This window comes from Amycolatopsis sp. NPDC031561, from assembly GCF_055580625.1.
In genome coordinates, this window is record NZ_JBVILA010000005.1 from 28,691 (window position 1) to 52,444 (window position 23,754).

24 protein-coding genes are annotated in these 23,754 nt (G+C 67.6%); 16 read left to right on the forward strand and 8 right to left on the reverse strand.

The features are described 5' to 3' along the window. Nucleotides 1–4 precede the first annotated feature (4 nt). The gene (locus ACZ5IK_RS14110; RefSeq protein ID WP_465488049.1) at nt 5–1,324 is read left to right on the forward strand and encodes a GGDEF domain-containing protein; all 1,320 of its coding nucleotides are present in this window, start codon (nt 5–7) and stop codon (nt 1,322–1,324) included. On the opposite strand, the gene ACZ5IK_RS14115 is transcribed toward ACZ5IK_RS14110, so the two are convergent. Next, the gene (locus ACZ5IK_RS14115) at nt 1,321–1,902 is read right to left on the reverse strand and encodes a TetR/AcrR family transcriptional regulator (RefSeq protein WP_465488320.1); all 582 of its coding nucleotides are present in this window, start codon (nt 1,900–1,902) and stop codon (nt 1,321–1,323) included. The genes ACZ5IK_RS14110 and ACZ5IK_RS14115 overlap by 4 nt on opposite strands. Before the next feature lie 134 nt (nt 1,903–2,036). Between ACZ5IK_RS14115 and ACZ5IK_RS14120 the strand changes: the two genes are divergently transcribed. Next, nucleotides 2,037–3,263, forward strand: coding sequence for a lipase family protein (locus tag ACZ5IK_RS14120; protein ID WP_465488050.1), 1,227 nt, complete (start codon nt 2,037–2,039; stop codon nt 3,261–3,263). A 73-nt stretch (nt 3,264–3,336) separates the two neighbouring features. Here ACZ5IK_RS14120 and ACZ5IK_RS14125 read toward each other — a convergent pair whose 3' ends face one another. Next, entirely contained in the window at nt 3,337–3,744 is a 408-nt protein-coding gene (locus ACZ5IK_RS14125; protein WP_465488051.1) for a DUF3151 domain-containing protein, read from the reverse strand. Nucleotides 3,745–3,975: 231 nt separating this feature from the next. Here ACZ5IK_RS14125 and ACZ5IK_RS14130 point away from each other — a divergent pair, with 231 nt between their 5' ends. Next, complete coding sequence (locus ACZ5IK_RS14130; protein WP_465488052.1) at nt 3,976–5,193, forward strand: hypothetical protein; 1,218 nt, start codon at nt 3,976–3,978, stop codon at nt 5,191–5,193. 79 nt (nt 5,194–5,272) lie between these two features. Here the strand turns inward: ACZ5IK_RS14130 and fbaA are convergent, their stop codons facing one another. Together fbaA and ACZ5IK_RS14140 are read right to left on the reverse strand one after the other, a co-directional pair. Further along, nucleotides 5,273–6,304: a class II fructose-bisphosphate aldolase gene (gene fbaA, locus ACZ5IK_RS14135; RefSeq protein ID WP_378236838.1), complete on the reverse strand. Its 1,032-nt coding sequence runs from the start codon at nt 6,302–6,304 to the stop codon at nt 5,273–5,275. Between the two features lie 83 nt (nt 6,305–6,387). Next, the gene (locus ACZ5IK_RS14140) at nt 6,388–7,209 is read right to left on the reverse strand and encodes an LLM class F420-dependent oxidoreductase (protein WP_465488053.1); all 822 of its coding nucleotides are present in this window, start codon (nt 7,207–7,209) and stop codon (nt 6,388–6,390) included. Nucleotides 7,210–7,259: 50 nt separating this feature from the next. On the opposite strand from ACZ5IK_RS14140, the gene ACZ5IK_RS14145 reads away from it, so the two are divergent. From ACZ5IK_RS14145 to ACZ5IK_RS14170, 6 genes are all read left to right on the forward strand, one after another. Next, nucleotides 7,260–8,171, forward strand: coding sequence for an aldo/keto reductase (locus tag ACZ5IK_RS14145; RefSeq protein WP_465488054.1), 912 nt, complete (start codon nt 7,260–7,262; stop codon nt 8,169–8,171). A gap of 148 nt (nt 8,172–8,319) precedes the next feature. Next, nucleotides 8,320–9,210, forward strand: a complete 891-nt coding sequence (locus tag ACZ5IK_RS14150; RefSeq protein WP_465488055.1) for an SDR family oxidoreductase — start codon at nt 8,320–8,322, stop codon at nt 9,208–9,210. A gap of 6 nt (nt 9,211–9,216) precedes the next feature. Next, a complete protein-coding gene (locus tag ACZ5IK_RS14155) occupies nt 9,217–9,690 on the forward strand; it encodes a pyridoxamine 5'-phosphate oxidase family protein (RefSeq protein ID WP_465488056.1) in 474 nt (157 codons plus the stop codon). An 81-nt stretch (nt 9,691–9,771) separates the two neighbouring features. Further along, the gene (locus ACZ5IK_RS14160) at nt 9,772–11,241 is read left to right on the forward strand and encodes a flavin-containing monooxygenase (RefSeq protein WP_465488057.1); all 1,470 of its coding nucleotides are present in this window, start codon (nt 9,772–9,774) and stop codon (nt 11,239–11,241) included. Further along, nucleotides 11,238–12,116 carry a metal-dependent hydrolase gene (locus ACZ5IK_RS14165; protein ID WP_465488058.1) on the forward strand — a complete coding sequence of 293 codons (879 nt, stop codon included), beginning with the start codon at nt 11,238–11,240 and terminating at the stop codon, nt 12,114–12,116. Before ACZ5IK_RS14160 ends, ACZ5IK_RS14165 begins: the two co-directional genes overlap by 4 nt. Further along, nucleotides 12,113–13,117 carry a PDR/VanB family oxidoreductase gene (locus tag ACZ5IK_RS14170; RefSeq protein ID WP_465488059.1) on the forward strand — a complete coding sequence of 335 codons (1,005 nt, stop codon included), beginning with the start codon at nt 12,113–12,115 and terminating at the stop codon, nt 13,115–13,117. The genes ACZ5IK_RS14165 and ACZ5IK_RS14170 overlap by 4 nt, the downstream gene beginning before the upstream one ends. A gap of 4 nt (nt 13,118–13,121) precedes the next feature. On the opposite strand, the gene ACZ5IK_RS14175 is transcribed toward ACZ5IK_RS14170, so the two are convergent. Further along, the gene (locus ACZ5IK_RS14175) at nt 13,122–13,406 is read right to left on the reverse strand and encodes a YciI family protein (protein WP_465488060.1); all 285 of its coding nucleotides are present in this window, start codon (nt 13,404–13,406) and stop codon (nt 13,122–13,124) included. Between the two features lie 163 nt (nt 13,407–13,569). On the opposite strand from ACZ5IK_RS14175, the gene ACZ5IK_RS14180 reads away from it, so the two are divergent. The 4 genes from ACZ5IK_RS14180 (at nt 13,570) to ACZ5IK_RS14195 (ending at nt 16,647) form a co-directional block, all read left to right on the forward strand. After that, the gene (locus ACZ5IK_RS14180; protein ID WP_101611345.1) at nt 13,570–14,145 is read left to right on the forward strand and encodes a SigE family RNA polymerase sigma factor; all 576 of its coding nucleotides are present in this window, start codon (nt 13,570–13,572) and stop codon (nt 14,143–14,145) included. A gap of 91 nt (nt 14,146–14,236) precedes the next feature. Beyond that, complete coding sequence (gene nagA, locus ACZ5IK_RS14185) at nt 14,237–15,439, forward strand: N-acetylglucosamine-6-phosphate deacetylase (protein WP_101611346.1); 1,203 nt, start codon at nt 14,237–14,239, stop codon at nt 15,437–15,439. A gap of 17 nt (nt 15,440–15,456) precedes the next feature. Then, complete coding sequence (locus tag ACZ5IK_RS14190; RefSeq protein ID WP_465488061.1) at nt 15,457–15,876, forward strand: hypothetical protein; 420 nt, start codon at nt 15,457–15,459, stop codon at nt 15,874–15,876. A gap of 54 nt (nt 15,877–15,930) precedes the next feature. Further along, complete coding sequence (locus tag ACZ5IK_RS14195) at nt 15,931–16,647, forward strand: DedA family protein (RefSeq protein ID WP_465488062.1); 717 nt, start codon at nt 15,931–15,933, stop codon at nt 16,645–16,647. A gap of 68 nt (nt 16,648–16,715) precedes the next feature. Here the strand turns inward: ACZ5IK_RS14195 and ACZ5IK_RS14200 are convergent, their stop codons facing one another. Beyond that, nucleotides 16,716–18,104, reverse strand: coding sequence for an FAD-binding oxidoreductase (locus tag ACZ5IK_RS14200; protein WP_465488063.1), 1,389 nt, complete (start codon nt 18,102–18,104; stop codon nt 16,716–16,718). Nucleotides 18,105–18,122: 18 nt separating this feature from the next. Further along, complete coding sequence (locus tag ACZ5IK_RS14205) at nt 18,123–19,607, reverse strand: MFS transporter (protein ID WP_465488064.1); 1,485 nt, start codon at nt 19,605–19,607, stop codon at nt 18,123–18,125. Between the two features lie 91 nt (nt 19,608–19,698). Between ACZ5IK_RS14205 and ACZ5IK_RS14210 the strand changes: the two genes are divergently transcribed. After that, nucleotides 19,699–20,226, forward strand: coding sequence for a TetR/AcrR family transcriptional regulator (locus ACZ5IK_RS14210; protein WP_465488065.1), 528 nt, complete (start codon nt 19,699–19,701; stop codon nt 20,224–20,226). Nucleotides 20,227–20,287: 61 nt separating this feature from the next. Here ACZ5IK_RS14210 and ACZ5IK_RS14215 read toward each other — a convergent pair whose 3' ends face one another. Beyond that, on the reverse strand, nt 20,288–20,713 hold the full coding sequence (locus ACZ5IK_RS14215; RefSeq protein WP_465488066.1) for a PPOX class F420-dependent oxidoreductase: 426 nt from the start codon (nt 20,711–20,713) through the stop codon (nt 20,288–20,290). Between the two features lie 234 nt (nt 20,714–20,947). Between ACZ5IK_RS14215 and ACZ5IK_RS14220 the strand changes: the two genes are divergently transcribed. Together ACZ5IK_RS14220 and ACZ5IK_RS14225 are read left to right on the forward strand one after the other, a co-directional pair. Continuing rightward, nucleotides 20,948–21,466, forward strand: a complete 519-nt coding sequence (locus tag ACZ5IK_RS14220; protein ID WP_465488067.1) for a MarR family winged helix-turn-helix transcriptional regulator — start codon at nt 20,948–20,950, stop codon at nt 21,464–21,466. Nucleotides 21,467–21,469: 3 nt separating this feature from the next. Further along, entirely contained in the window at nt 21,470–23,746 is a 2,277-nt protein-coding gene (locus ACZ5IK_RS14225; RefSeq protein WP_465488068.1) for an MFS transporter, read from the forward strand. Nucleotides 23,747–23,754 lie beyond the last annotated feature (8 nt).

Below are 23,754 nucleotides of genomic sequence, written 5' to 3' on the forward strand. Positions count from 1 at the left end.
AAAGATGATCACATCGGAGGAACGCGCTGGACATCGTTCGGCTCTCACGGTAGCGACGTGGGAGCTGTGGAAGAGGCCTAAGCACTGGATCGCCTACACAGGGCTTTCCGTGGCGACGATGCTGGCACTGACGGGGGTCTTCGCAGCATCCATCGCCATCACGTCTTCGCAGGTCTTGCTTTGTTTTCTGCTCGCGGGACTCGCCATCGCGCACACCGAGGCGACTCGCCGGATCGAGCGGCAGCGGCGCAGCATGAGCGTCACTCCGCACATCAACATGACCTCGGTCTGGGTGCTGCCGGGCGCGATCCTGCTGCCGCCGCACTTGACCGCGCTTCTCGTAACCGTGATCTATCTTCACCTCGGATACCGCAGTTGGGCAGGTCTTCGCACGGTCAACCCCCATCGAACTGTGGCGAACGCCACATCGATGACGCTGACCGCGTTCGCATCCTGGGCGGCCGTGCAGGCCGTCGGCGCCGACCCGGCGTCGGTGACCGCGATCTGCGTCGCGAGCCTCGCCTTCTTCCTGATGAACGCCGTCTTCACCGGCACCGGCCTGTACTACGCGGCGCCCAAGAAGGCGACCGTCCAGACGCTCCTCGGCTCCTGGGACGACAACATCCTCGAAGCCTCGACGGTCTGCATCGGCGCGCTGGTGCTCGCCGTGCTGCCGCAGCAGCCCGTACTGGTCCTGCTCGTCTTCCTGCCGCTGTACCTGCTGCAGCGTTCGGTGCTGATCAAGCAGCTGGAACAACTCGCGACCACCGACCAGAAGACCCAGCTGCTCAACGCCACGACCTGGCAGCAGGGCGCCGTCCGCGAGGTCGCCCGCGCCGAGCGCGAGGCCGGCCAGTTCGGCGCGCTGATGATCGACCTCGACCACTTCAAGAGCATCAACGACACCTTCGGTCACCTGGCGGGCGACGACGTGCTCAAGAGTGTCGCGGCGCTGGTCAAAGCCGAAACCCGGACGCAGGACCTCGCCGGCCGCTTCGGCGGTGAAGAGTTCGTGGTGCTCCTGACATCGTCGTCGAAGCAGGAGTCCGTCGCGGTCGCCGAGCGCATCCGGCAGCGGATCAGCGAGATGGTCATCAAGACCCAGGACAACGAAGGCAACTCCGTGGTCATCGAGCAGCGGACGGCCTCGGTCGGCGTCGCGACGTTCCCGCTCGACGGCAGGACCATCGAAGAGGTCATGGCGTCGGCCGACGCCTCCGTCTACGCGGCCAAACGCAACGGCCGCAACCGCGTCGTGTCCTCACCGGACCTGGCGGCGGTCGCCGAAGAGGCTGGAAGGCCTCTGGAGGCTGTCGCGGCCTAACGCAACCGTTCCATCACGTCGGCGGCCGCGGTCCTGAGGCGGACCACGCCGCCGACGGTGAATTCGGTGAGCAGGTCGATGAGCGCGTCCGCGTCGGGCGGCTCACCGTCCCAGCTCGCCTGGACGAGTGCCTCGGTCATCGCGAAGAACAGGGTGACCAGTGCCTTGTCCGCGCGGCCGGAGTCGACGCCGTGGCGCGCCCAGCGCTGCCTGCTCGCCTCGGTGTAGACGCCCGCGAGCCGTACCCGAAGCCGGGTGAGGGCCGGATCGCCCATGCGTTCCGCCTCGCGCAGGACCGGGAACGCCTCGGGGTTCGCCGCGACGAAGGCGAACATGTTGGCGTAGTTGGCACGCGCCCACGACCGGAGTTCCGGCTGCGAAAGGTCGAGGGCGGGCGCGCCGATCGCCTCGAAGGCCCGCTCCTCGATGTCGGCCACGACCTGGGCGAACAGTGTCGCGCGGTCGCCGAACTGCTCGTAGACGGCCTGGCGGGAAACCCCCGCGCGCCGGGCGATCTGCTCGATCGTCGCGGCCTGCGCGCCGTGCGCCGCGAAGACACCGGCCGCCGAACCCAGCACCCGCGCGCGTTGCTCGCCGACCGGGAGCTTGCGGGGCCTCCCTCTCGGCGCCGGACTTGACATCGTGCGCCACCTCACTGACTCTCTTTTTCGACACCCCTGTCGAAAATGTTTCTGCTCAACGAGGAGCAAGCATGCGTCCAGGTTCCCGGCGTGGTGTGGCCGCCGCCGTCTCAGCGGCCACCGTCGCGGCCTTGCTGACCTTCGGGGCACAGCAGGCCATCGCCGCCCCGTCCTTCTACGATCCCCCGTCGCCGCTGCCCGCGGGTGCTCCCGGCGACATCATCCGGCACGAACCGTCCGTGTTCTACGTCGATCCCGTGAAACTCATCAAGGCCGACGCGGACGTCCAGCGGATCATGTACCGCAGCACCGACACCCACGGCAAGCCGAACGCCGTGACCGGCACCGTCCTCACCCCGAAGAAGGCGTGGACCGGACCGGGCGAGCGCCCGCTCATCGGCTACGCGGCCGGGACGCAGGGCGTCGGAGACCAGTGCGCGCCGTCGAAGGCCCTCTCGGCGGGCATGGAGTACGAAGGTCCCTTCATCGCCGAGCTGCTGCTTCGCGGCTACGGCATCGTCGTCACCGACTACGAGGGCCTCGGCACCCCCGGCGTCCACACCTACGTCAACCGCGCCGCCGAGGGCAACGCCGTCCTCGACTCGATCCGCGCGGCACAGCGCCTGCCCGAAGCGAACCTGCCGGACAACGGCCCGGTCGCGACCGCGGGCTACTCGCAGGGCGGCGGAGCGTCGGCGGCCGCCGCCGAACTGCAGACGTCATACGCGCCCGAACTCAAGCTGAAGGGCTCCTACGCGGGCGCCGTCCCGGCGGACCTGGCCGAAGTCGGCAAGAACATCGACGGGCACTACGCGTTCGGATTCCTCGGATTCACGCTGGTCAGCATGGACGCGGCGTATCCGGAACTGAACATCCCGGCCCTGCTCAACGCGAAGGGAGTCGAGGCGTTCGAGAAGGTCAAGCAGGAGTGCACGGTGGGCGCGATCTTCGGGTACGCGTTCACCCAGTCGAAGAACCTGACCAAGGACGGCAGGCCGCTGACCGCGTACCTCGGCGAGGAGCCGTTCAAGACGCGGGTCGACGAGCAGCTCATCGGAGCGCGTAAGCCGGGCGTGCCGACGCTGGTCGTCCACAGTGCACTCGACGACATCGTGCCCTACGCGCAGGGACGGACCATGGCGCGCTCGTGGTGCGCGAAGGGCGCGAAGGTGCAGTTCTCGACTTCGCTGGTTCCGACTCACGTCGGCGGGGCCATCCGGGCGTTCCCGGAGGCTTTCGCTTGGCTTGAGGGGCGCTTCGCGGGGCTCCCGGCCGTGGGGAACTGCGGGCTGTTCTAGGGGGCACTCGAGTGTCATGAAAGGGGCTTTCAAGACGTTTTTCGTCCTGAAAGCCCCTTTCATGACACGTTGGTCACTTGAGGCCGGTCGCCTCCGCGGCGGCGGGGTCCGAGTCGCCGAGGAAGGTCCGGCAGCGGTCGTACTCTTCGGTCTCGCCGATCTTTCCGGCGGCCTTGCCGAGGACGGCGAGCGCGCGCAGGAAGCCCTGGTTCGGACGGTGCGCCCACGGCACCGGGCCGTGTCCCTTCCAGCCCGCGCGGCGGAGCTGGTCGAGGCCGCGGTGGTAACCGGTGCGGGCGTACGCGTAGGCGGCGACGGTCTCGCCGGCTTCGAAAGCCTTCTCGGCGAGCGAGGCCCACGCCTCGCTGTAGTCAGGGTGCTCGGCGGCGACGGCGGCCGGGTCGCTCCCGGCGTCCAGGGCCGCCTGGGCCGCGGTGTGCTCGGGGAGATGCGTCGGCTGGGGGCCGAGGAGGTTCGTCATACCGGCCATTGTGCTCGTGCCCTGTGATCAGAAGAACAGGCTCCCGAGAATGCCCCCACCGGCCAGTACCAGAGCGGCGACGAGGACCGCCGCGACAAGTCGTTTCGGCATCATGGCGGCACACCTTGCCCTGCTTCGCACGCCGACCGCAAATCCGCCACCCCTACGGGTGAACCCCGATTTTCGACCCCAAATGCCCATCTCGTGACCTGGAGCAGGGAAGATACCGGCATGACAAAGGCGACAGAAGTGACCGGGGACCTCTCGCCGGGTGTCATCCCCCGCAGTCCGATCGCGAAGACGAAGCTGTTCTTCAAGCTTCATTGGCACCGAGGCGCGCCGGGACAGACGACGCCGGACTGGGTGCTGAACTTCTGCTACGGCATGTGGCTCGCCGCGTTCGCCTTCAAGATGGTGGGCTCGTCCTGGGACATGTCGTGGCATTTCATGTGGCTCCGGGACGACCTCGCCCCGCCGCATCTGATCAACACCGTCGGCACCGTGATCATCATGGTGCTCGTGGCGATCCACAGCTATACCGGGATGGGCGCCGATCGACGCTCGCTGCGGCTGATGCAGATCGGGCTCGTGGTGTTCCTCATCGCGGCGCCGCTGGACGTCATCAACCACCGCGTCAACGGTCTCGACCTGACCGCGTGGAGCCCGTCGCACATGATGCTCTACATCGGAACGGGCATCATGCAGGCGGGCGTGATCATGGGCTGGCTGAAGTACGCCAAGCCCGGCCGGATGCGCACCGGCGTCCTGATCGGACTGTGGACGTTCTTCCTGGAGAACACGTTCTTCCCGAACGGCCAGCAGGAGTACGGCATCCTCGGGCTGCGCGCCTGGGAGCGCGGCGCGCCCGAGGCCGAGCCGGAACTGCTGAACTTCGCCGCCAACCAGATCGGGCATCCGGTCGACAGGGTGGCCGTCGAGTACTTCACGATGCCGATCGACGACTGGGTCTACCCGCTGTGGGGTATCGGCGTGATGGCGCTGATCTTCGCGCTGGCGCGGCACACGACCGGCTTCCGCTGGGCGGGGACGACGGTCGCCGCCGCCTACCTCGGCTACCGGCTGGTGATGTGGCCGCTGCTGCTCGGGATGGGCTTCCCGATCTCGGTCGTGCCGTTCTACCTGCTCGCCGTCGGGCTCGCGGTGGACCTGGCGTTCCGCATCGGGCGGGGGCATCCGCTGCTGACGGCGGGCGTCGGCGCGCTGCTGGTGACGGCTTTCGGGTACGGGATGTTGTGGGTGCAGTCGCAGTTCCGGCCGTGGATCCTCGGCGACGCGCATACGGAGTCGGCGCCGCCGGTCGCGTACTGGACGGCCGCGGTCTGCCTGGTCGGGGTGGGCGTGCTGTGGGCCGCCGCCGGGCCCGGGACGCGGGCGGTGAACTCGCTGCTGGAGAAGCGCCGGAAGCGCACGGAGCTCCCGGCCGCCTGAGGTTCAAGACGCAAGGAAAGGCCCGTTACTTGCAAATTTTGCAAGTAACGGGCCTTTCATTGCACGCGAGTGAAGCGGATCAGGAGAGCTTGTTGCCCGCCGAACCCAGCGACTGAGCGGCCTCGACGATGCGCGCGGCCATGCCGGCCTCGGCGGCCTTGAGGTAGCTACGCGGGTCGTAGACCTTCTTGTTGCCGACCTCGCCGTCGATCTTCAGGACGCCGTCGTAGTTCTTGAAGAAGTGCTCCGCGATCGGACGCGTGAAGGCGTACTGCGTGTCGGTGTCGACGTTCATCTTCACGACGCCGTAGGACACCGCCTCGCGGATCTCCTCCGGCAGCGAGCCCGAACCGCCGTGGAAGACGAGCTCGAACGGCTTCGAACCGGCCGGGAGGCCGAGCTTCTTCGACGCCGCCTCCTGGCCGCCCTTGAGGACGTCCGGGCGCAGCTTCACGTTGCCGGGCTTGTAGACGCCGTGCACGTTGCCGAAGGTCGCGGCCAGCAGGTAGCGACCGTTCTCGCCGGAACCGAGCGCGTCGATCGTCTTCAGGAAGTCGCCCTCGGCGGTGTACAGCTTCTCGTTGATCTCCGCCTCGACGCCGTCTTCCTCGCCGCCGACGACACCGATCTCGACCTCGAGGATGATGTTCGCGGCCGCGGCCTTGGCGAGCAGTTCCTGCGCGATCTCGAGGTTCTCGTCGAGGTCGATCGCGGAGCCGTCCCACATGTGGCTCTGGAACAGCGGCAGCTGACCGTTCTTGACGCGCTCCGCCGAGATCTCGATCAGCGGGCGGACGAAGCCGTCGAGCTTGTCCTTCGGGCAGTGGTCGGTGTGCAGCGCGACGTTGACGTCGTACTTGGCGGCGACGACCTGGGCGAACTCGGCCAGCGCGACCGAACCGGTCACCATGTCCTTGACCTTCTGGCCCGACGCGAACTCCGCGCCGCCGGTGGAGAACTGGATGATCCCGTCGCTCTCCGCCTCGGCGAACCCGCGGATCGCGGCGTTCAGGGTCTCCGACGAGGTCACGTTGATGGCCGGGTAGGCGAATTCGTTCGCCTTCGCCCGGTCGAGCATCTCCGCGTAGACCTCGGGGGTGGCGATGGGCATCGTTTACTCCTCCTCGAAGCAGGCTGGTGCACCTCTCGGCCGCATCGTACGAGGTCGGCCGGGAGGTGCCTACAGCCGTCGCGTCAGAGAAGGACCGCGGCGAGCGCGCGGTAGACCGGCAGGGGGTCCTGGTTCAGTACCTGGATGTTCACGTGGTCCGCCCCGGCCTCGAGGTGCGCGGTGACACCGCGGGCGACCGTCTCCGCGTCGCCGTGGACGGCCAGCGCGTCGACCAGTTTGTCACTGCCCTCGCCTGACAGGTCCTCGTCGGTGAAACCGAGTTTGCGCAGGGAGTTCGTGTAGTTGACCAGGCCGAGGTAGAACCCGACGCCACCCCGCCCGATCGCGCGGGCCTTCGCCGGATCGGTCTCGAGGACGACCTTCTGCTCGGGCGCGAGCAGCGGTCCTTCGCCGAGGATTTCACGCGCCTGACGCGTGTGCTCGGGCGTCATCAGGTACGGGTGGGCTCCCGCTGTGCGGTCTCCTGCGAGTTTGATCACCTTCGGGCCGAGGGCCGCCAGCGCGCGGGCTTCGACGGGCACTCCGGCTGCGTCGAGAGCGTCGAGGTACTCGACGAGGGCGACGTACGGCTTCTTGAACTCCGCGGTGTGCTCCGGATGCCCGGCGCCGACACCGAGCAGGAAGCGATCCGGGTGCTTCGCGGCGATGCGCTTGTACGACTCGGCGACCGTGGCCGCGTCGTCCTTCCAGATGTTGACGATGCCGGTGGCCACCTTGATCGTCTTCGTCGCGTCGAGGAGCTCCTCCGCCTTCGCGAGGTCGCCCGACGGCGAGCCACCGAGCCAGATGGCGCCGTAGCCGAGTTCCTCCAGTTCGCGCGCGAGCTCCGGGGTGAACACACTTTCGTGCTGCCAGATGCCGATCCTGCCGAGTTCGATTCCCATGTTCCGAGCTAACACCGGCCTCGGCCGAAGTCTTCCCTTATGTTCGAGACATGGCGAAACTCGGGAATACCGACCTCGACGTCCGAGGGATCAACCTCGGCGGAAACGTCTTCGGCTGGACCGCGGACGAGCAGCAGTCCTTCGCCGTCCTCGACGCCTACACGGCGGCGGGCGGCAACTTCATCGACACCGCCGACCTGTACTCCCAGGGCGGCTCCGAGACGATCATCGGCAACTGGCTGACCGAGCGCGGCAACCGCGACGACGTCGTCATCGCGACCAAGACCGGCATGTGGGACGAGCGCAAGGGACTCTCGGCGGCGAACATCGCGGCGGCGGCCGAGGACTCGTTGCGACGGCTCCGGACCGATCACATCGACCTCTACTACGCGCACATCGACGATCCGGAGACCCCGGTCGAGGAGACGCTTCGGGCCTTCGACGCGCTCGTGCGCGCGGGCAAGGTCCGCTACGTCGCGGCGTCGAACTTCTCCGCGGAACGACTGAGCGAAGCACTGTCCACTTCGGACCGCGAAGGGCTGGCGAAGTACGTCGCGCTGCAGCCGCACTACAACCTCGTCGAGCGGGACTACGAACACGACCTGGCGCCGACGGTCGAGCGCGAAGGCCTGACCATCCTGCCGTATTTCTCGCTGGCCAAGGGTTTCCTCGCCGGAAAGTACCGGTCGAAGGACGACCTCGGCGACAGCCCTCGCGCCGCCCGCGCATCGTCCTATTTGGACGAACGAGGCGAGCGGGTCCTCGCCGCGCTGGACACGATCGCGGCCGACCGCGGTGTCACGGTCGCGGCGGTATCGCTGGCGTGGCTGTTCGCGCAGCCGACCGTCACCGCGCCCATCGCGAGCGCCCGCTCGGTCGAGCAGCTGACCGACCTCCTGCCCGCGGCCGACCTCGCCCTCACCGCCGACGAACTCGACGCCCTCACCACCGCTTCGCGCTGAAACCCCCGCACTTAGTCCTCTAGTTGCGGTAGTTCGCACCACCAACTACCGCAACTAGAGGACGAAACGCGGACTTACTTGCGGGTAGCTTACTCCGGGTAGGTTGGGGTACCGTCCGAAAGTCTTAGGGCTCGGACGAGGAGGCAACGTGGCCAAGAACAGCGTTAACGGCAAGGTCGTCCTGATCACCGGCGCCGCGAGGGGCATCGGCGCGGGACTCGCCGAACGCCTGGCCGCGCAGGGTGCGAAGGTCGCCTTGGTCGGCATCGAAGCCAAGGAACAGCAGGCTGTCGCCGACAAGATCGGCGCGAACGCCCACGCCTGGGAAGCCGACGTCACCAGCTGGGACGACCTCGAACGCGCCACCTCCGGCGTCGTCGAGCACTTCGGCGGGATCGACGTCGTCATCGCGAACGCCGGCATCGCGACCTCCGGTTTCGTCCGGTCGGTGGACCCCGTCGCCTTCGAGAAGGTCATCGAGGTCGACCTCCTCGGCGTCTGGCGCACCTTCCGCGTCACCCTTCCGCATGTCATCGACCGCAAGGGCTACCTGCTCGCGATCTCTTCGCTGGCCGCGATCACCCACGCGCCCGGCATGGCGAACTACGCCGCCGCGAAGGCGGGCGTCGAGGCGTTCTCCAACAGCCTCCGCGCCGAAGTCGCCCACCTCGGCGTGAAGGTCGGCGTCGCGCACCCGACCTGGATCCGCACCGACCTCGTCGAAAGCGCCGACCAGCACCCGGTGTTCGGCAAGCTCCGCGCGGGCATGCCCGGCCTGCTCGGCAAGACGTACCCGCTGAAGGTCGCCCTCGACCTCCTCCAGGCCGGCGTCAACAAGCGCGCCCGCACCATCCACGTCCCGCGCTGGGTCGGCGGGCTCAAGCTCATCCGGGCGTTCCTGCCCCCGATCATCGAGATCGGCTCCCGAGGCCGGATCAAGAAGGCCGACGCGGCCGCGCTCGTGGACATCGAGCAGCGTGGCGCGTACGAATCTTCAGTGACCGGTCAAGCAGGCCGGGCCGCCACGAAGAAGGGCTGACCGCAGATGTCCCGTCGCGACCAGATCCGCATGACCCCCGACGAGCTCACCGCGTACCTCGACGAGCAGAAGGTCATCAACGTCGCGACGATCGGCCCTAACGGCCGCCCGCATCTCGCCCCGCTCTGGTACTACCCGCACGAGTCGGGCGTCGCGACCTGGACCTACGGCTCGTCACAGAAGGCGAAGAACCTCGAGCGCGACCCGCGCGCCACGGTGCTCATCGAGGACGGCGATAGCTACGACAAGCTCCGCGGGATCTCGCTGGAAGCCGACGTCGAGGTCATCACCGATACCGCCGTGGTCACCCAGATGGGTATCAACCTCATGCAGCGCTACGCGGGCGCGAAGCCCGGGGACCCGGTGCCCGACGAGCTCGCCGGCTTCATCGGCAAGCAGGCACCGAAGCGAATCGGGCTGATCTTCACGCCGACCAAGATCGTGAGCTGGAACCACGGGAAGCTCGGCGGAACATACTGACGGGTAAGTCGTACTAGAAAGTAACTGTTACTTCCGGTAACGTCATCCGCGCAAGAAGCCTCGACGCGGAGGGCGCAGCAGATGACCGAGCGATTCAAGGTCGTGATCGTGGGCACCGGGTTCTCCGGGCTCGGCCAGGCCATCCAGCTCGAAAAGGCCGGGATCACCGACTACGTGATCCTGGAGAAGGCGGACGAAGTCGGCGGTACGTGGCGCGACAACTCGTACCCCGGCTGCGCCTGCGACGTGCAGTCCCACATGTACTCGTTCTCGTACGAGCAGAACCCGGACTGGTCGCGGTCGTTCTCACCCGCCCCGGAGATCTTCCAGTACCTCAAGGACGTCACCGACAAGTACCGGCTGCGGCGCAAGATCCGGTTCGGCGTAGAGCTCACCGGCGCCGACTGGGACGACACCGCGCGGCTCTGGCGCGTGCACACGAAGTCGGGTGAGTTCGAAGCCCAGTTCGTCGTCTCCGGTGTCGGCGGCCTGCACATCCCGCAGGTCCCCAAGCTGCCCGGGATCGAGAAGTTCCAGGGCCAGACCTGGCATTCCGCGCAGTGGAACCACGAATACGACCTGCGCGGCAAGAAGGTCGCCGTGGTCGGCACCGGCGCCAGCGCGGTCCAGTTCGTCCCGAGGATCGCCCCGGACGTCGACGAGCTGACGCTGTTCCAGCGCACGCCGCCGTGGATCATGCCGAAGCCCGACCACGCCATGCCGGGCTGGGCCAAGACCGCGTTCCGCCGGATTCCCGGCGTGCAAAGGCTTTACCGCAACGCGCTGTACTGGTTCCTCGAAGTGCGCGCCGTCGGCTTCAACGGCCACCCCGCGATCATGAAGGCCGGCGAGGTGATCGCGAAGCGCCATATCGGCAAGGGGATCAAGGATCCCCAGCTGCGCAAGAAGGTCACCCCGGACTACACCATGGGCTGCAAGCGGGTGCTGATCTCCAACGACTACTACCCGGCGCTCGACCGGTCCAATGTGGACGTCAACACCGATGGCGTGCGCGAGGTCAAGGCGCACAGCGTCGTCGACGGGAACGGCGTCGAGCACGAAGTCGACGCGATCGTCTACGGCACCGGCTTCAAGGTCACCGATGCCTTGGAATACCTGGACATCACCGGGATCGGCGGCCGCGACCTCGCCAAGGAATGGGCCACCGAGGGGATGCACACGCACAAGGGCATCAGTGTCTCCGGCTTCCCGAACCTGTTCTTCCTCCTCGGCCCGAACACCGCGCTGGGCCACAACTCCGTGGTCTTCATGATCGAATCGCAGGCGCGCTACGTCGTCGACGCGATCAAGCTCGCCGATTCGCGGGGCGCCGCCGCGCTCGACGTCCGCGCCGGTGTCCAGGAGAAGTTCCAGCGCGGGATCCAGGACAAGCTCGTCAAGGGCGTGTGGACCCAGGGCGGCTGCAAGAGCTGGTACCTCGACGCGAAGGGCGTCAACCGCACGATCTGGCCGGGATTCACCTGGCGCTACTGGCTCGAGACCCGCAAGGTCGATCCCGCCGACTACGAACTCAGCGGGAGGGCGTCGTGACGGCTCAGCACGAAGACCACGAGCAGATCGTCCTGCACGCGCGCGACGTCAAGTTCGACTGGGCCTCGCTGCCGATGCACTGGATCCCGGGCGAACCGCAGGCGACGCACACGATCAACGTGCTGCACCTGGCGCTGCCGGAGGGCGAACGCTGGTTCGTCGAGGTGTTCAAGCAGGCCGTCCCGCTGATCCGCGACGAGCGGCTCAAGGAGGACGTCCTCGGCTTCATCGGCCAGGAAGCCATGCACGCCGAGGCGCACGACGGCGCCGCGGAACACCTCGAAGCGGCGGGCGTCCACGTGCGGCCGTACATCGCGCAGATGGAGTGGATGTTCCGCCGTCTGCTCGGCGACCGCGAGCTTTCCGCCAAACGGCGCGAAGAATGGCTGATCGAGCGGCTCGCGGTGATCGCCGCGATCGAGCACTACACCGCGTTCCTCGGCCAGTGGATCCTCGACGCCAAGGCCCTCGACGACGCGAACGCCAACCCGACGATGCTGGATCTCCTGCGCTGGCACGGTGCCGAAGAGGTCGAGCACCGCTCGGTCGCCTTCGACCTGTTCATGCACCTCGACGGCCGCTACGGCCGTCGCGTGCGCAGCATGCTCGTCGTGACGCCGGTGCTCGCGTGGGTCTTCCTGCGCGGCACCAGGTTCCTCATGAAGAACGACCCGACGCGGCCGGGCAAGACAAGTTTCCGGACATATCTGCGAGTGGCGAAGCTCGGGTTGCTGCCTTCGGGCAAGCAGTTGCGGCGCGAGATCAAGCCGTACTTCAAGAAGTCCTATCACCCCACCGAAACCGGCGACACCGACCAAGCCGTCGCGTACCTCGCGAGTTCCCCGGCCGCGCTGGCGGCCGACGAACCGCGGTGACGCCGCCGACGCGCCCGCTGCGGCTCGACGGCAGCGGGCGGACCGACCACGCGATGGCGTCGCTGACCGGTGTCGTCGCGGCGTACCGCAGGCTCAGCGGCGTGAGCGGACGCCGCCGTCCGCCGGTGGCCGCCGTCGACCGCGATCTCCCGCTGGTCGTCGACGATCTCCGTGCCGAAGCCGACGGCGTGGTCAGCCTGCGGCTGGTGCACGAACGCGGCGAACCGCTGCCCAGGTGGCGGCCCGGCGCGCACGTCGACCTCTCGCCGCGGCCGGGGCTGGTCCGGCAGTACTCCCTGTGCGGCGATCCGGACGACCGCTCGGCCTACCGCGTCGGCGTCCGGTTGCTGGGCGAGGGATCGACGGCCGTGCACGCCCTGAAGAAGGGCGCGCGGGTCACCGCGCGCGGCCCGCGCAACGCGTTCCCGTTCGTCGCGAGCCCGGCGTACCTGTTCATCGCCGGCGGTATCGGGATCACGCCGATCCTGCCGATGGTGCGGCAGGCGGCCGCGTCCGGCGCGGACTGGCGGCTGGTCTACACCGGTCGCGACGAGGCTTCGATGCCGTTCCTGGATGAGTTGTCCGAATTCGGCGATCGTGTCTGGGTTCGGCCGGACACGGACTACGGGATCCCCGCCTCGGGCGCGGAATTGCTCGAAGGGGCAGAAAAGAGTGCCCCGATTTACTGCTGCGGCCCGGTTCCGATGATCGTCGGCGTCCGGACGGACGCTGCGCTGCGCACTTCGGGACCGGTGTTCTTCGAGCGGTTCTCGACGCCGCCGATCGTCGGCGGCAAGCCGTTCCGCGTCGAACTGGCCCGCAGCGGCCGGACGCTGGACGTGCCGGCCGACCGGACCACGCTCGACGTCCTGCGCGAAACCGTGCCCGGTATCGCGTATTCGTGCAGGCAGGGCTTCTGCGGGACCTGCGAGCTGCCGACGGTGACCGGCGACCGCGTCCGGATCTGCGTCGAACGCGAGCCGGTCACCCTCGACCTCTGAGCTGTCAGGCTTCTTGCGGCAGCCAGGCGCCGATCACCGGATTGAACTCGCGCACGGTTCGCTCCGCGACGACGCCTTCGAGGTGGTACGGATCCTGATCGATGATCTCGGCCAGCGCCGCCTCGTCGGCCGCCTGGTAGAGCGAGATGCCGCCCGAGCCGTCGCCCAGCGGGCCGCCGAGCGCGACGACACCCTGTTCTGCGAGGTCGGAGAGGAATTTCCGGTGCCGGGGCCGCACGTCCTCCAGCTTTTCCTGCACGTACCGGATCTCCACCAGGAACCAGGCCATCGACGTCTCCAAGATCGCTTCAACGGGTCGGTGGTAGACGCTATCCGACCCCCGCCCACGTTCTCAGGATCCGATCAGGCGGGAGTCTCGCCCCACCCGATACGCTGATCGGGCGCCACGCACAGGTTGTGCTTCAAAGGGGTAAATGAACAGGTAGGGGTACATGCTCGAGGGCAACGCGGAACGCAGTGTCGAGGTGACCCTCGGCCATCTGCGCACCATGGACGGACCGGTCACACCACCGCCGCCGGCGGCGCCGCTGACCCTTGAGGATCTCTATCGCCAGCACCGGATGCGGCTCGTCCGGCTGGCCATCCTGCTCGTGGACGAACCGGCCACGGCCGAGGACGTCGTCCAGGAGGCGTTCACCGGGCTCCATCGCAACTGGGGAAAGCTGCGGGACGCCGCCGCGGCCGTCGGCTACCTGCGCACCGCGGTGGTCAACGGATCACGCAGTGTGCTGCGCCGCCGCAAGACCGCTCGCGAGTACGTCGCGCCGCACGCCGTCAACGCGCGTTCGGCCGAAAGCCTCGCCATGCTGTCGAGTGAACATCAGGCCGTTGTGAGCGCTTTGTCCAAACTGCCGCCCCGCCAGCGTGAAGTTCTGGTGCTCCGTTACTACGGTGGGCTGAGTGAGGCCGAGATTTCCGAGGCCGCCGGTATTTCGAAAGGTACCGTGAAGTCAACCGCCAGCCGGGCGCTGGAGGCACTGCAGAAAGCGATGCAGTCGCCGAACTGACACCCGGCTTTAATCTCGACCGCTGGGTTGTGCCGCCATGCTTGGTCCAGACCAATATATGCTGGGGGGCGTGAGAGGCGCCGGAGATTTCGTGATCGTGGGCGGCCGGGTAGTGACCCCGGACCGTGTACTCGACGACGGCTGGCTGGCTATCGCCGGCGGCACGATCGTCCAAGTCGGTTCCGGGACACCCCCGGACATCGACCGCGTCCATGTCGACGGGGGCCTGGTCATCCCCGGCTTCATCGACACCCACTGCCATGGCGGTGGGGGCGGGTCGTTCTCCAGCGGAAATCCCGAGGAGCTGTTCCGCGCTGTCCGCGCGCACCGGCGCCACGGGACCACGACCATGCTCGGCAGTCTGGTCTCGGATCCCATCCCGGTGCTCAGGGACCAGATCGCGGCCCTCCGAGAGCTGGTCCAAGAGGGTGAACTTGCCGGGATTCACCTTGAAGGACCCTTCATCTCCAAAGCGCGGTGCGGGGCACACGACCCGGCGACGCTGATCGAGCCGGACACGGCGACGGTGAACGCGCTCCTCGGCGCGGGCCGCGGCGACATCCGGATGGTCACGCTCGCCCCGGAACTGCACGGTGGCGTCAAAGCGGTGCGGCAACTGGCCGAATCGGGCGTCATCGCCGCCATCGGGCACACCGACGGCGTGGAAGACCAGATCATCCCCGCGATCGACGCGGGCGCCTCCGTCGCGACCCACCTCTTCAACGCCATGCGTCCCCTCCACCATCGCGAGCCGGGCCCGATCGGCGCCCTCCTCGACGACGAGCGGATCACCGTCGAGCTGATCTGCGACCTCGTCCACGTGCACCCGACGGTGCTGCGGCTCGCCGCGCACCACGCGGGCAAGGGCCGGACGGTGCTCATCACCGACGCCATGTCGGCCACCGACGCCGCCGACGGCAGCTACATCCTCGGCCGCCTCGAGGTCGACGTCCGCGACGGTGTCGCCACGCTGGCCGGGAACGGTTCACTGGCGGGCAGCACGCTGACCATGGACGCGGCCTTCCGCAACCTGGTCCGCGGCGCGGGCATCGACCTGCTCGACGCCGTCCGCGCGACCTCCGGCCGACCGGCCGAACTGCTCGGCATCGCCGACCGGACCGGGTCGCTGCGCGCCGGGCTCGCGGCCGACGTCGTCGTGCTGGACCGCGACCTGCGACCGGTCAAGGTGCTGCGCCAGGGCGAGTGGGTCGAGGACGACGCTGCGGCTACATTGAGCGCCACGGCCCCGCTGAGCGGCGCGGTCGAAGGTGGTGTGTCGGTCAGCGACGGGTAGCGGCGAAGGGAGCCTGGATGAGCGAGCCCAAGGACCCGGAGAAGCTCCTAGCCGACGCCTTGCGCGCTCAGGCCGTCTTCGCCCCTTCGGCGGAGCGGATCACCGAGGCTTCCACCGAGAAACCGGTCGAACCGGACACAGAGAGCAATTCGGACACGCAGAGTGATTCGGATGACTCTGACACTGTCGAGGCCGCTCCGGGGGAGCACGAGCTGCCTCTCCAGTACGGCCTGCTTTCCGGTGCGAGCGCGGACTCGCTCGAACGGGAGCGCGTCGCGCTGGAGAACGCGGAAACGGCCAGGATGGCGGAGCGTCCGACACCGCCTCCGGCACCTTCGCCCGGCAGTGCCCCGCTGCCCGCGTACTGGGTGTTGCTGCTGGCCGTGCTCCTGGGACTGGCCGCCGGTTCGGTGATCGGGCTGCTCACCCTGATCTGAGCCGCCCTCTCCCGTCGGGTTAAGGCACTCTGCGTCACCCTGTACCGTTTTGGTGTGATCCTGGCGCAGAACACCGTGACGACGATGGGGCTCCTGCCCGAGTGGCTGGACCCGAAGATCCTGTTGAGCGGGCTGACCGTCCCGGTCATCACCGTGCTCTGCCTGATCATCTTCATCGAAAGCAGCGTCTTCCCGGTGCTGCCCGGAGACTCCTTGCTGTTCACCGCGGGCCTGCTCATCGCGAACGGCTCGATCAAGGCCCCGCTCTGGCTGGTGTGCGTGCTGGTCACGCTCGCCGCCCTGATCGGCAACATGCTCGGCTACGGCCTCGGCTGGAAGATCGGGCCTTGGCTGTTCCGCAAGCCGGATTCGAAGTTCTTCAACAAGAAGTACGTCGACCAGACACACGCCTTCCTGGAGAAACACGGGCCGAAGGCGGTCGTGCTGGCGCGGTTCGTGCCGTTCGTGCGGACGTTCATCACCTGGATCGCGGGCATCGGCAAGATGGACCCGAAGAAGTACTTCACCTACACCGTCATCGGCGGCATCCTGTGGGCCGCCGGGATCACCGCGCTCGGCCATTTGCTCGGCGGGGTCGCTTTCATCGAGAAGAACATCGACGCGATCTTCATCCTGATCGTGCTGGTGTCGGTGGTGCCGATCGTGATCGAGTACCTGAAGGCGCGCCGCGAGAAGAAGCACTCGGGCACCGACGCCGCTCCGGCCGTGGACATGGACGCGACGCAGCAGATCCCGCGCGTGCGCGACTGACCCCTTCCGACGTGCCAGGAAAGGCCCGTTACTTGCAAATTTTGCAAGTAACGGGCCTTTCCTGGCGTTCAGAGGGAGAACATCGAACCCGGGTTGAAGAGGTTCCCCGGGTCGAGAGCCTGCTTGATCTGGCGATGCACGCGAAGGCCGACTTCGCCGATCTCCTTCACGAGCCACTCGCGCTTGATCCTGCCGATGCCGTGCTCGCCGGTGACCGTCCCGCCCAGCGACAGGGCGACCTCCAGAATCGCGTCGAAAGCCTTCCGTGCGCGGGCGAACTCCTCCTCGGAGTCCGGCGAGTAGACGATCGTCGGGTGCATGTTGCCATCGCCGGCGTGGCCCACGACGGCGATCCGCAGCCCGACCTCTTCACTGATCCGCTCGCAGCCCGCGATCAGCTCGGCGATCCGGGTGCGCGGCACGCAGACGTCGTCGGTCAGCCAGACGCCGTACAGCTCCAGCGCGGTGAGCACGACCCGCCGCGCCTGCAGCAGCATCTTGCCCTCTTCGAGATCTTCGGTGGCGTAGGCCAGATCCGCGCCGCAGTCGACGCAGATCTGTTCCAGCGCCGCGAGTTCCCTCCGCGCGACCTCGCCGCCGGAGTCGGATTGCGCGAGCAGCAAGGCTTTGCAGTCCGAGCTGGTGCCGAGGTCGGTCTTGAGATAGGCCTCGGCGGCCTTGATGGACGTCGCGTCCATGATCTCCAGCAGTGACGGCACCAGTCCCTCGCGCACGACTCGCGCGACGGCCTCCCCGGCGGCCTCAGTGCTGTTGAAGGCCGCGACGAGCGTGGAAGGCAGTTGCGGCAACGGTTTCAGCGCGACTGTCGCCTGTGTGATCACCCCGAGCGTGCCCTCGCTGCCGACGAAGAGCCGCGCGAGGTCGTAGCCCGCGACGCCCTTCACCGTGCGACGCCCGGTCTTCAGCAGCGACCCGTCGGCGAGCACGACTTCCAAGCCCAGTACGGAATCCGTGGTGACGCCGTACTTCACGCAGCACAGGCCACCGGCGTTGGTGGACAGGTTGCCGCCGATGGTGCACCAGTCATAGCTGGAGGGGTCCGGCGGATAGAACAGGCCGTGTTTCTCCACCGCGGTACGGAAATCGAGGTTCACCACGCCGGGCTGCACGACGGCGAGCCGGTTGCCCTCGTCGATCTCGACGACCTGGTCGAGTTTGGTCAGCACCAGCACGACACAGCCGTCGATCGCGTTCGCGGCGCCGGACAGACCACTGCCGGCGCCGCGGGGCACGATCGGCACCTCGAACTCCGCGCAGGCCCTGACCACGGCCTGCACCCCCGCCGTGTCGGCGGGCAGCACCACCGCGAGGGGCCTGCCCGACTCGGCGAGCGGCATCATGTCGCGCGAGTACGCGGCCGTGACGTCGTAGTCGGTGAGTACCGCGGCTTCGCCGAGATGCTCGCGGAGCCGGATGACCAAGGCGTCGTTGCTCATACCCTTATCGTAGGCTCATCAGATCCGCACTGCGGAATCTTTCTTCCGATTGAGCAGAATGTACGCTTGAACACCCGTATAGAGGAGCACAGCGACGCCTGCCCATGCGGTGACGTGCATCCCCTGGGTGAAGGCTTCACGCGCCGACGTCAGCAACGCCTGCCCCTGCGCGGGGTCTAGCTGCTGCGCGGTGGCGACGGCGCCACCGAGCGTGTCCCGCGCGGCCTCGGGCGTGCCCTCCGGCAGGCCGGAGCGGTAGACCGCGGTCGCGACACTACCCAGGATCGCGGTGCCCAGCGCGCCGCCCAGCTCGAAGCCGGTCTCGGAAATCGCCGACGCGGCCCCGGCCCGTTCGGCAGGCGCGGCCGAGATGACCAGGTCGTTCGTCAGCGTCTCCGACAGGGCGACACCGCCCCCGAGCAGCGTGAACGACACCACGACGTACGCGAGCCCGCCGCCGGACGAGACCTGCGTCAACGCCAGGAACCCGACAGCGGCGACCAGGAGACCGACACTGACCAGCACGGACACCCGGATCCGCTTCGCGAGCCAAGCCGCGAGAAGCGCGCCGGTGATCCCGGCGACCGTCGCCGGGAGCATCCACAGTGCGGCGACGACCGGGGTCAGCCCGAGCACCAGCTGCAGGTACTGCGGTACCAGGAACAACAGGCCGACCATGGCGAACACGCCGAGCATGTTCGTCACGACGGACCCGCTGAAGGCCCGGTTCGAGAACAGCTTCAGGTCGAGCATCGGCTCGTCGAGGCGGTTCTGCCTGCGGACGAACAGCACACCGAGCGCGAGACCGATCAGGATGCTGATCGCGGCCTTGAGGGTGAAGCCGTGTTCGGCGACCAGCTTGATGCCGTAGACCACCGGCAGCATCGCGGCCAGGGACAGCAGCGCCGACAACGGGTCGAAGCGGCCCGGCTTCGGGTCACGCGCCTCCGGCAGCACGAACGGTCCGACGACCAGCAGCACCAGCATCACCGGGACGTTGATGAGGAACACCGAACCCCACCAGAAGTGCTCCAACAGCCAGCCGCCGAGCACCGGTCCGAGCGCCATGCCGCCGGAGAACCCGGCGCTCCACACCGCGATCGCGGTCCGGCGCTGTTTGGGGTCGAGGAAGATGCTGCGGATCAGCGACAGCGTCGACGGCATCAGCGTCGCGCCACCGATCCCGAGCAGCGCCCTGGCGATGATCAGCATGAACGCGCTGGTCGAGAAGGCCGCGAGCACCGACGCGGCGCCGAACGCCGCGGCACCCATGAGCAGCAGCTTGCGGCGCCCGATGCGGTCGCCGAGCGTGCCCATCAGGACCAGCAGGCCCGCCAGCATGAACGAGTAGATGTCGACGATCCACAACTGCTCCGCACCGGTCGGCGCCAGATCCTCGGACAGGAACGGCAGCGCGAACCCGAGCACCGTCATGTCCACGCTGATCAGCAGCACCGGAAGCACCAGTACCGCCAACGCCCACCACTGCTTGCGCCCCGCCATGGCGCACTCTCCTCAAATAGGTAAACCGTCTGGACGGTACAGTTACCGCCTGGTTCGAAGGTAAACCGTCCGGACGGTATAGTCAACTGATATGGCGAAGCCCACGGCGAAGGAACGCATCCTCGACTCGTACGAAGAGATCCTCATCGAGCAGGGCCCCGGCGGCATCACCTTGGAAGCCGTCGCCGCGCACGCCGGAGTGTCGAAGGGTGGCTTGCTCTACCACTTCGGCTCGAAGGACGCCCTGGTCGACGGCATGATGGAGCGCCTGGCCCGGCTCTCGGACGAGGACCTCGAGCGGGCACGAAACGCACCCGAAGGTGTCGTCTCGTGGTACCTGCGCACCGCGATCACCGACGTCACCCAGCGCAAGCCGCTGCACCGCACGACCATGGCGACGATCCGGATCATGCTCAACGAGCCGCGGGTCTCCGAGGTCGTGCAGGTCTACAACCAGCGGGTCCACGACCTGATCAGCGAGCACGTCGACGACCCGCTGACCGCCGAGCTGGTCATCCTGGTCGGCGACGGCCTCTACCTGCGGGCCGCACTCGGCCGGGACGACCCGAGCCCCCTCCTCGACCGGATCGACGAGATCAAGGCCCGCATCCAGCGCTGATCCCCTCGCGTTTAGTCCTCTAGTTGCGGTCCTTGCACGCGCAAGGACCGCAACTAGAGGACTAAACGCGGTCGAGGCCGTAGACGCGCTCGATCGGGATGGTCAGCAGGACCCGCTGGTCGGCGACCATGGCGTCCCGGAACTCGTCCCAGTCCGGATGCTCGCCGCGAGCCCGCCGGTAGTGATCCACCAGCGCGTCGACGGTCGCGTCGTCGCGCGAAGCGGCGGTCGGCGTGAGCACGGCAGGACCCTCGACGACGACGTAGCTGCCGCCACTCTCGGTCGCGACGTGGAACGTCGCCCGCGGGTCGCGCTGAAGGTTCCTGGTCTTGGCGCGCGGCGCGGTGATCGAGATCAGGATCGCGCCGGCGTCCGCGTCGTAGAGGTAATTGACGGTCGAGAGCTGCGGCCTGCCGTCCCGCTTGATGGTGGCGAGAGTGCCGAGGTTGTGGCCGGCGAGGATCGCGAGAAGCGCGGAGTCGGTCATGACTTCATCAAAGCGCGACCGGCCCGGCTTGTTCCCTTGGCGACAAAACCCCTGCTCAGCGCTCCAAGACGGGCGAACCGGACAAATATGCACGAATAAATGTGCTTGCATGCGGCAACTAAAGTGTTGTCCGACACACCAGGTCGTTTTCTCCTTGCGAAGCACCCTTGAGAGGAACATCCTTGCTCTAGGCAACTAGTTGCAGTGACCAAGCAACCGGCGAGAGAGACCACCATGACACCCACGACACCCGGCACCAGGTCGAAGTCCGACCTCGATCTGGCCGACACCCTCGGGCACGAGCTCGTGCGGCTCGTCCGCCTGGTCAACCGGGCCAAGTCCCAGGTGTCCAAGCAGGGGCCGGACGGCATCGAGCGGGCCGCGTACGCGATCCTCTTCTGCCTCATCCACGGCGGGCCCCAGCGGACCAGCAAACTCGCCGAGTTCCTGCACTCCGAGATCTCGACCATCAGCAGGCAGTCGAGCTCGCTCGTCCAGCACGGGCTGGTCGAGCGCCTGGCCGACCCCGAAGACGGCCGCGCCTGCCTGCTCGCACCGACCGCCGAGGGGCTTCGGGTGTTCGAGGAGAACCGCAAGCAACGGAATCAGTGGCTCGCCGAGGTCCTCGGCGACTGGTCCGACGCGGACCGGGAAACCCTCAACTCGCTGTTCCACCGGCTGAACGACGACATCGAAAAAACATCTCCACAGTTCGCCGACCCCGCGTCGGCGTCGAAGGCCAAGGGGGCCTGAACAATGAGTTCCGCAGTAGAAAGTCCGCCATCGGTCCACGAAGAGGGGCCCCGGCTCAGTCACCGTCAGATCGTCACGATCCTGATCGGCCTGATGTCGGGCATGTTCCTGGCGGCGCTCGACCAGACGATCGTGGGCACCTCGATCGTCCGCATCGCGAATGACCTCAACGGGTTCGACCTGCAGGCCTGGATCACCACGGCCTACCTGATCACCTCGACGATCGTCACCCCGATCTACGGCAAGCTGTCCGACATCTACGGGCGCAAGCCGTTCTACATCGCGGCGATCTCGATCTTCCTGATCGGTTCGATCGCCTCGGCGTTCGCGACGTCGATGTACGAGCTGGCCGCGTTCCGCGCGATCCAGGGCCTCGGCGCCGGTGGTCTGATGTCGCTGGCGATGACGATCATGGGCGACATCGTGCCACCGCGGGAACGCGCCCGATACCAGGGCTACTTCCTCGCCGTGTTCGGTATCTCCACCGTGCTCGGCCCGGTGCTCGGCGGGTTCTTCGCCGACTTCGACAAGCTCGGCAGCGTCTTCGGCTACGACATCGCCGGCTGGCGCTGGGTCTTCCTGATCAACGTGCCGATCGCGATCGTCGCGCTGTTCGTCGTCGCCAAGGTGCTCAACGTGCCGCACCAGCGCCACGACCACAAGATCGACTGGTGGGGCGGGCTCGCGCTCGTCGTCGCCGTGGTGCCGTTCCTGATCGTCGCCGAGCAGGGCAACAAGTGGGGCTGGGGCTCGCAGAACGCGATCATCTGCTACGTCATCGGCGCCATCGGCGTGGTCGCCTTCATCTTCATCGAGAAGCTGATGAAGGACGCCGCGCTGATCCCGCTGCGGCTGTTCAAGAACTCGACCTTCACGGTCGCGATCATCGGCGGCGTCATCGTCGGTGTGGCGATGTTCGGCGCGATCATGATGATCCCGCAGTACATGCAGGTGGTTCAGGAGTTCTCGCCGACCGAATCGGGTCTGCTGATGATCCCGCTGATGGCGGGCATCATGAGCGGTTCGATCATCTCGGGCCAGATCACCAGCAAGACCGGCCGCTACAAGGTGTTCCCGGTGGTCGGCACGCTGCTGATCGCGGCGGGCGCGTTCTTCTTCGCGCAGGTCGAGTACAACAGCGCGCTGTGGCACCCGCTGGTCGCGGCCGCGATCATCGGTCTCGGCCTCGGTGCCTGCATGCAGACGCTGATCATCGCGGTGCAGAACGCGGGCCCGCGCAGCGACATGGGCGTCTCGACCGCTTCGGCGACGTTCTTCCGGCAGATCGGTGGTACCGCGGGTGTCGCGGTGTTCCTGACGATCCTGTTCAACGTCCTGCCGGGCAACATCACCAAGGCGTTCGGCGGCAACGCGCCGACCGGGGAAGGCGCCGCGGCGCTGGGCGACATCCAGTCGAACACGAGCGGTATCGCGAGCCTGCCCGAGGCCATCAAGACCCCGGTGCTGATCGGCTTCACCGAGTCGATCACCACGGTGTTCTACGTGGCGGGCGCGGTCGCGCTGCTGGCGACGCTGGTGCTGATGTTCATGAAGGAGATCCCGCTGCTCGGCGGCTCGGCTCCTTCGGCGGCATCGGCTCTCGAAGGCGGCGAAGCTCTTCTCGAAGAAGAGGAGCCCGCGCCTGTCGAGACGGCCTCCGAGAAGACGGTCGTCACGGCTCCGGTGACTCCCGAACCCGGCAAGCACGCGATGACCAACGGGAACGGGAACGGCGTCTACCGGGCGGGATCCGCGCAGATCAGCGGGCACGTCCGCCGGGACGACGCGACGAACGTCGCGGGGGCGGCGCTGACCCTGATCGACCACAACGGCAATCAGGTGGCCAGGACCCACACGAACGAGAACGGCGTCTACTCCTTCGCCGGGATCGTGGGCGGGCGGTACACGATCGTCGCCAGCGGTCGCTGGTTCCGGCCGGTCGCGGCGACGCTGACCGCCACCGGCGCCGGCGTGCTGCGTCACGACGTCGAACTGGTCAGCACGATCCTGCTGAGCGGGGTCGCCCGCACCGACGGGGAACGGATCGTGCCGGACGCGCGGATCACCGTGCTCGACTCCTCGGGCGGCGTCGCCGCCGTGGCGAGGACCGACGCGGAGGGCAACTACACGATCAGCGACCTGCCCGCCGGGACGTACACGGTGATCGCCAGCGGCTACCCGCCCGCCACCAGCCGGGTGGAGCTGCTGGGCGGTGACCAGGCCGAACACGACGTCCGGCTGAGCTACGACCAGGCGCTCGACGAGCTCGTCGAGCACTAGGCGCGAGT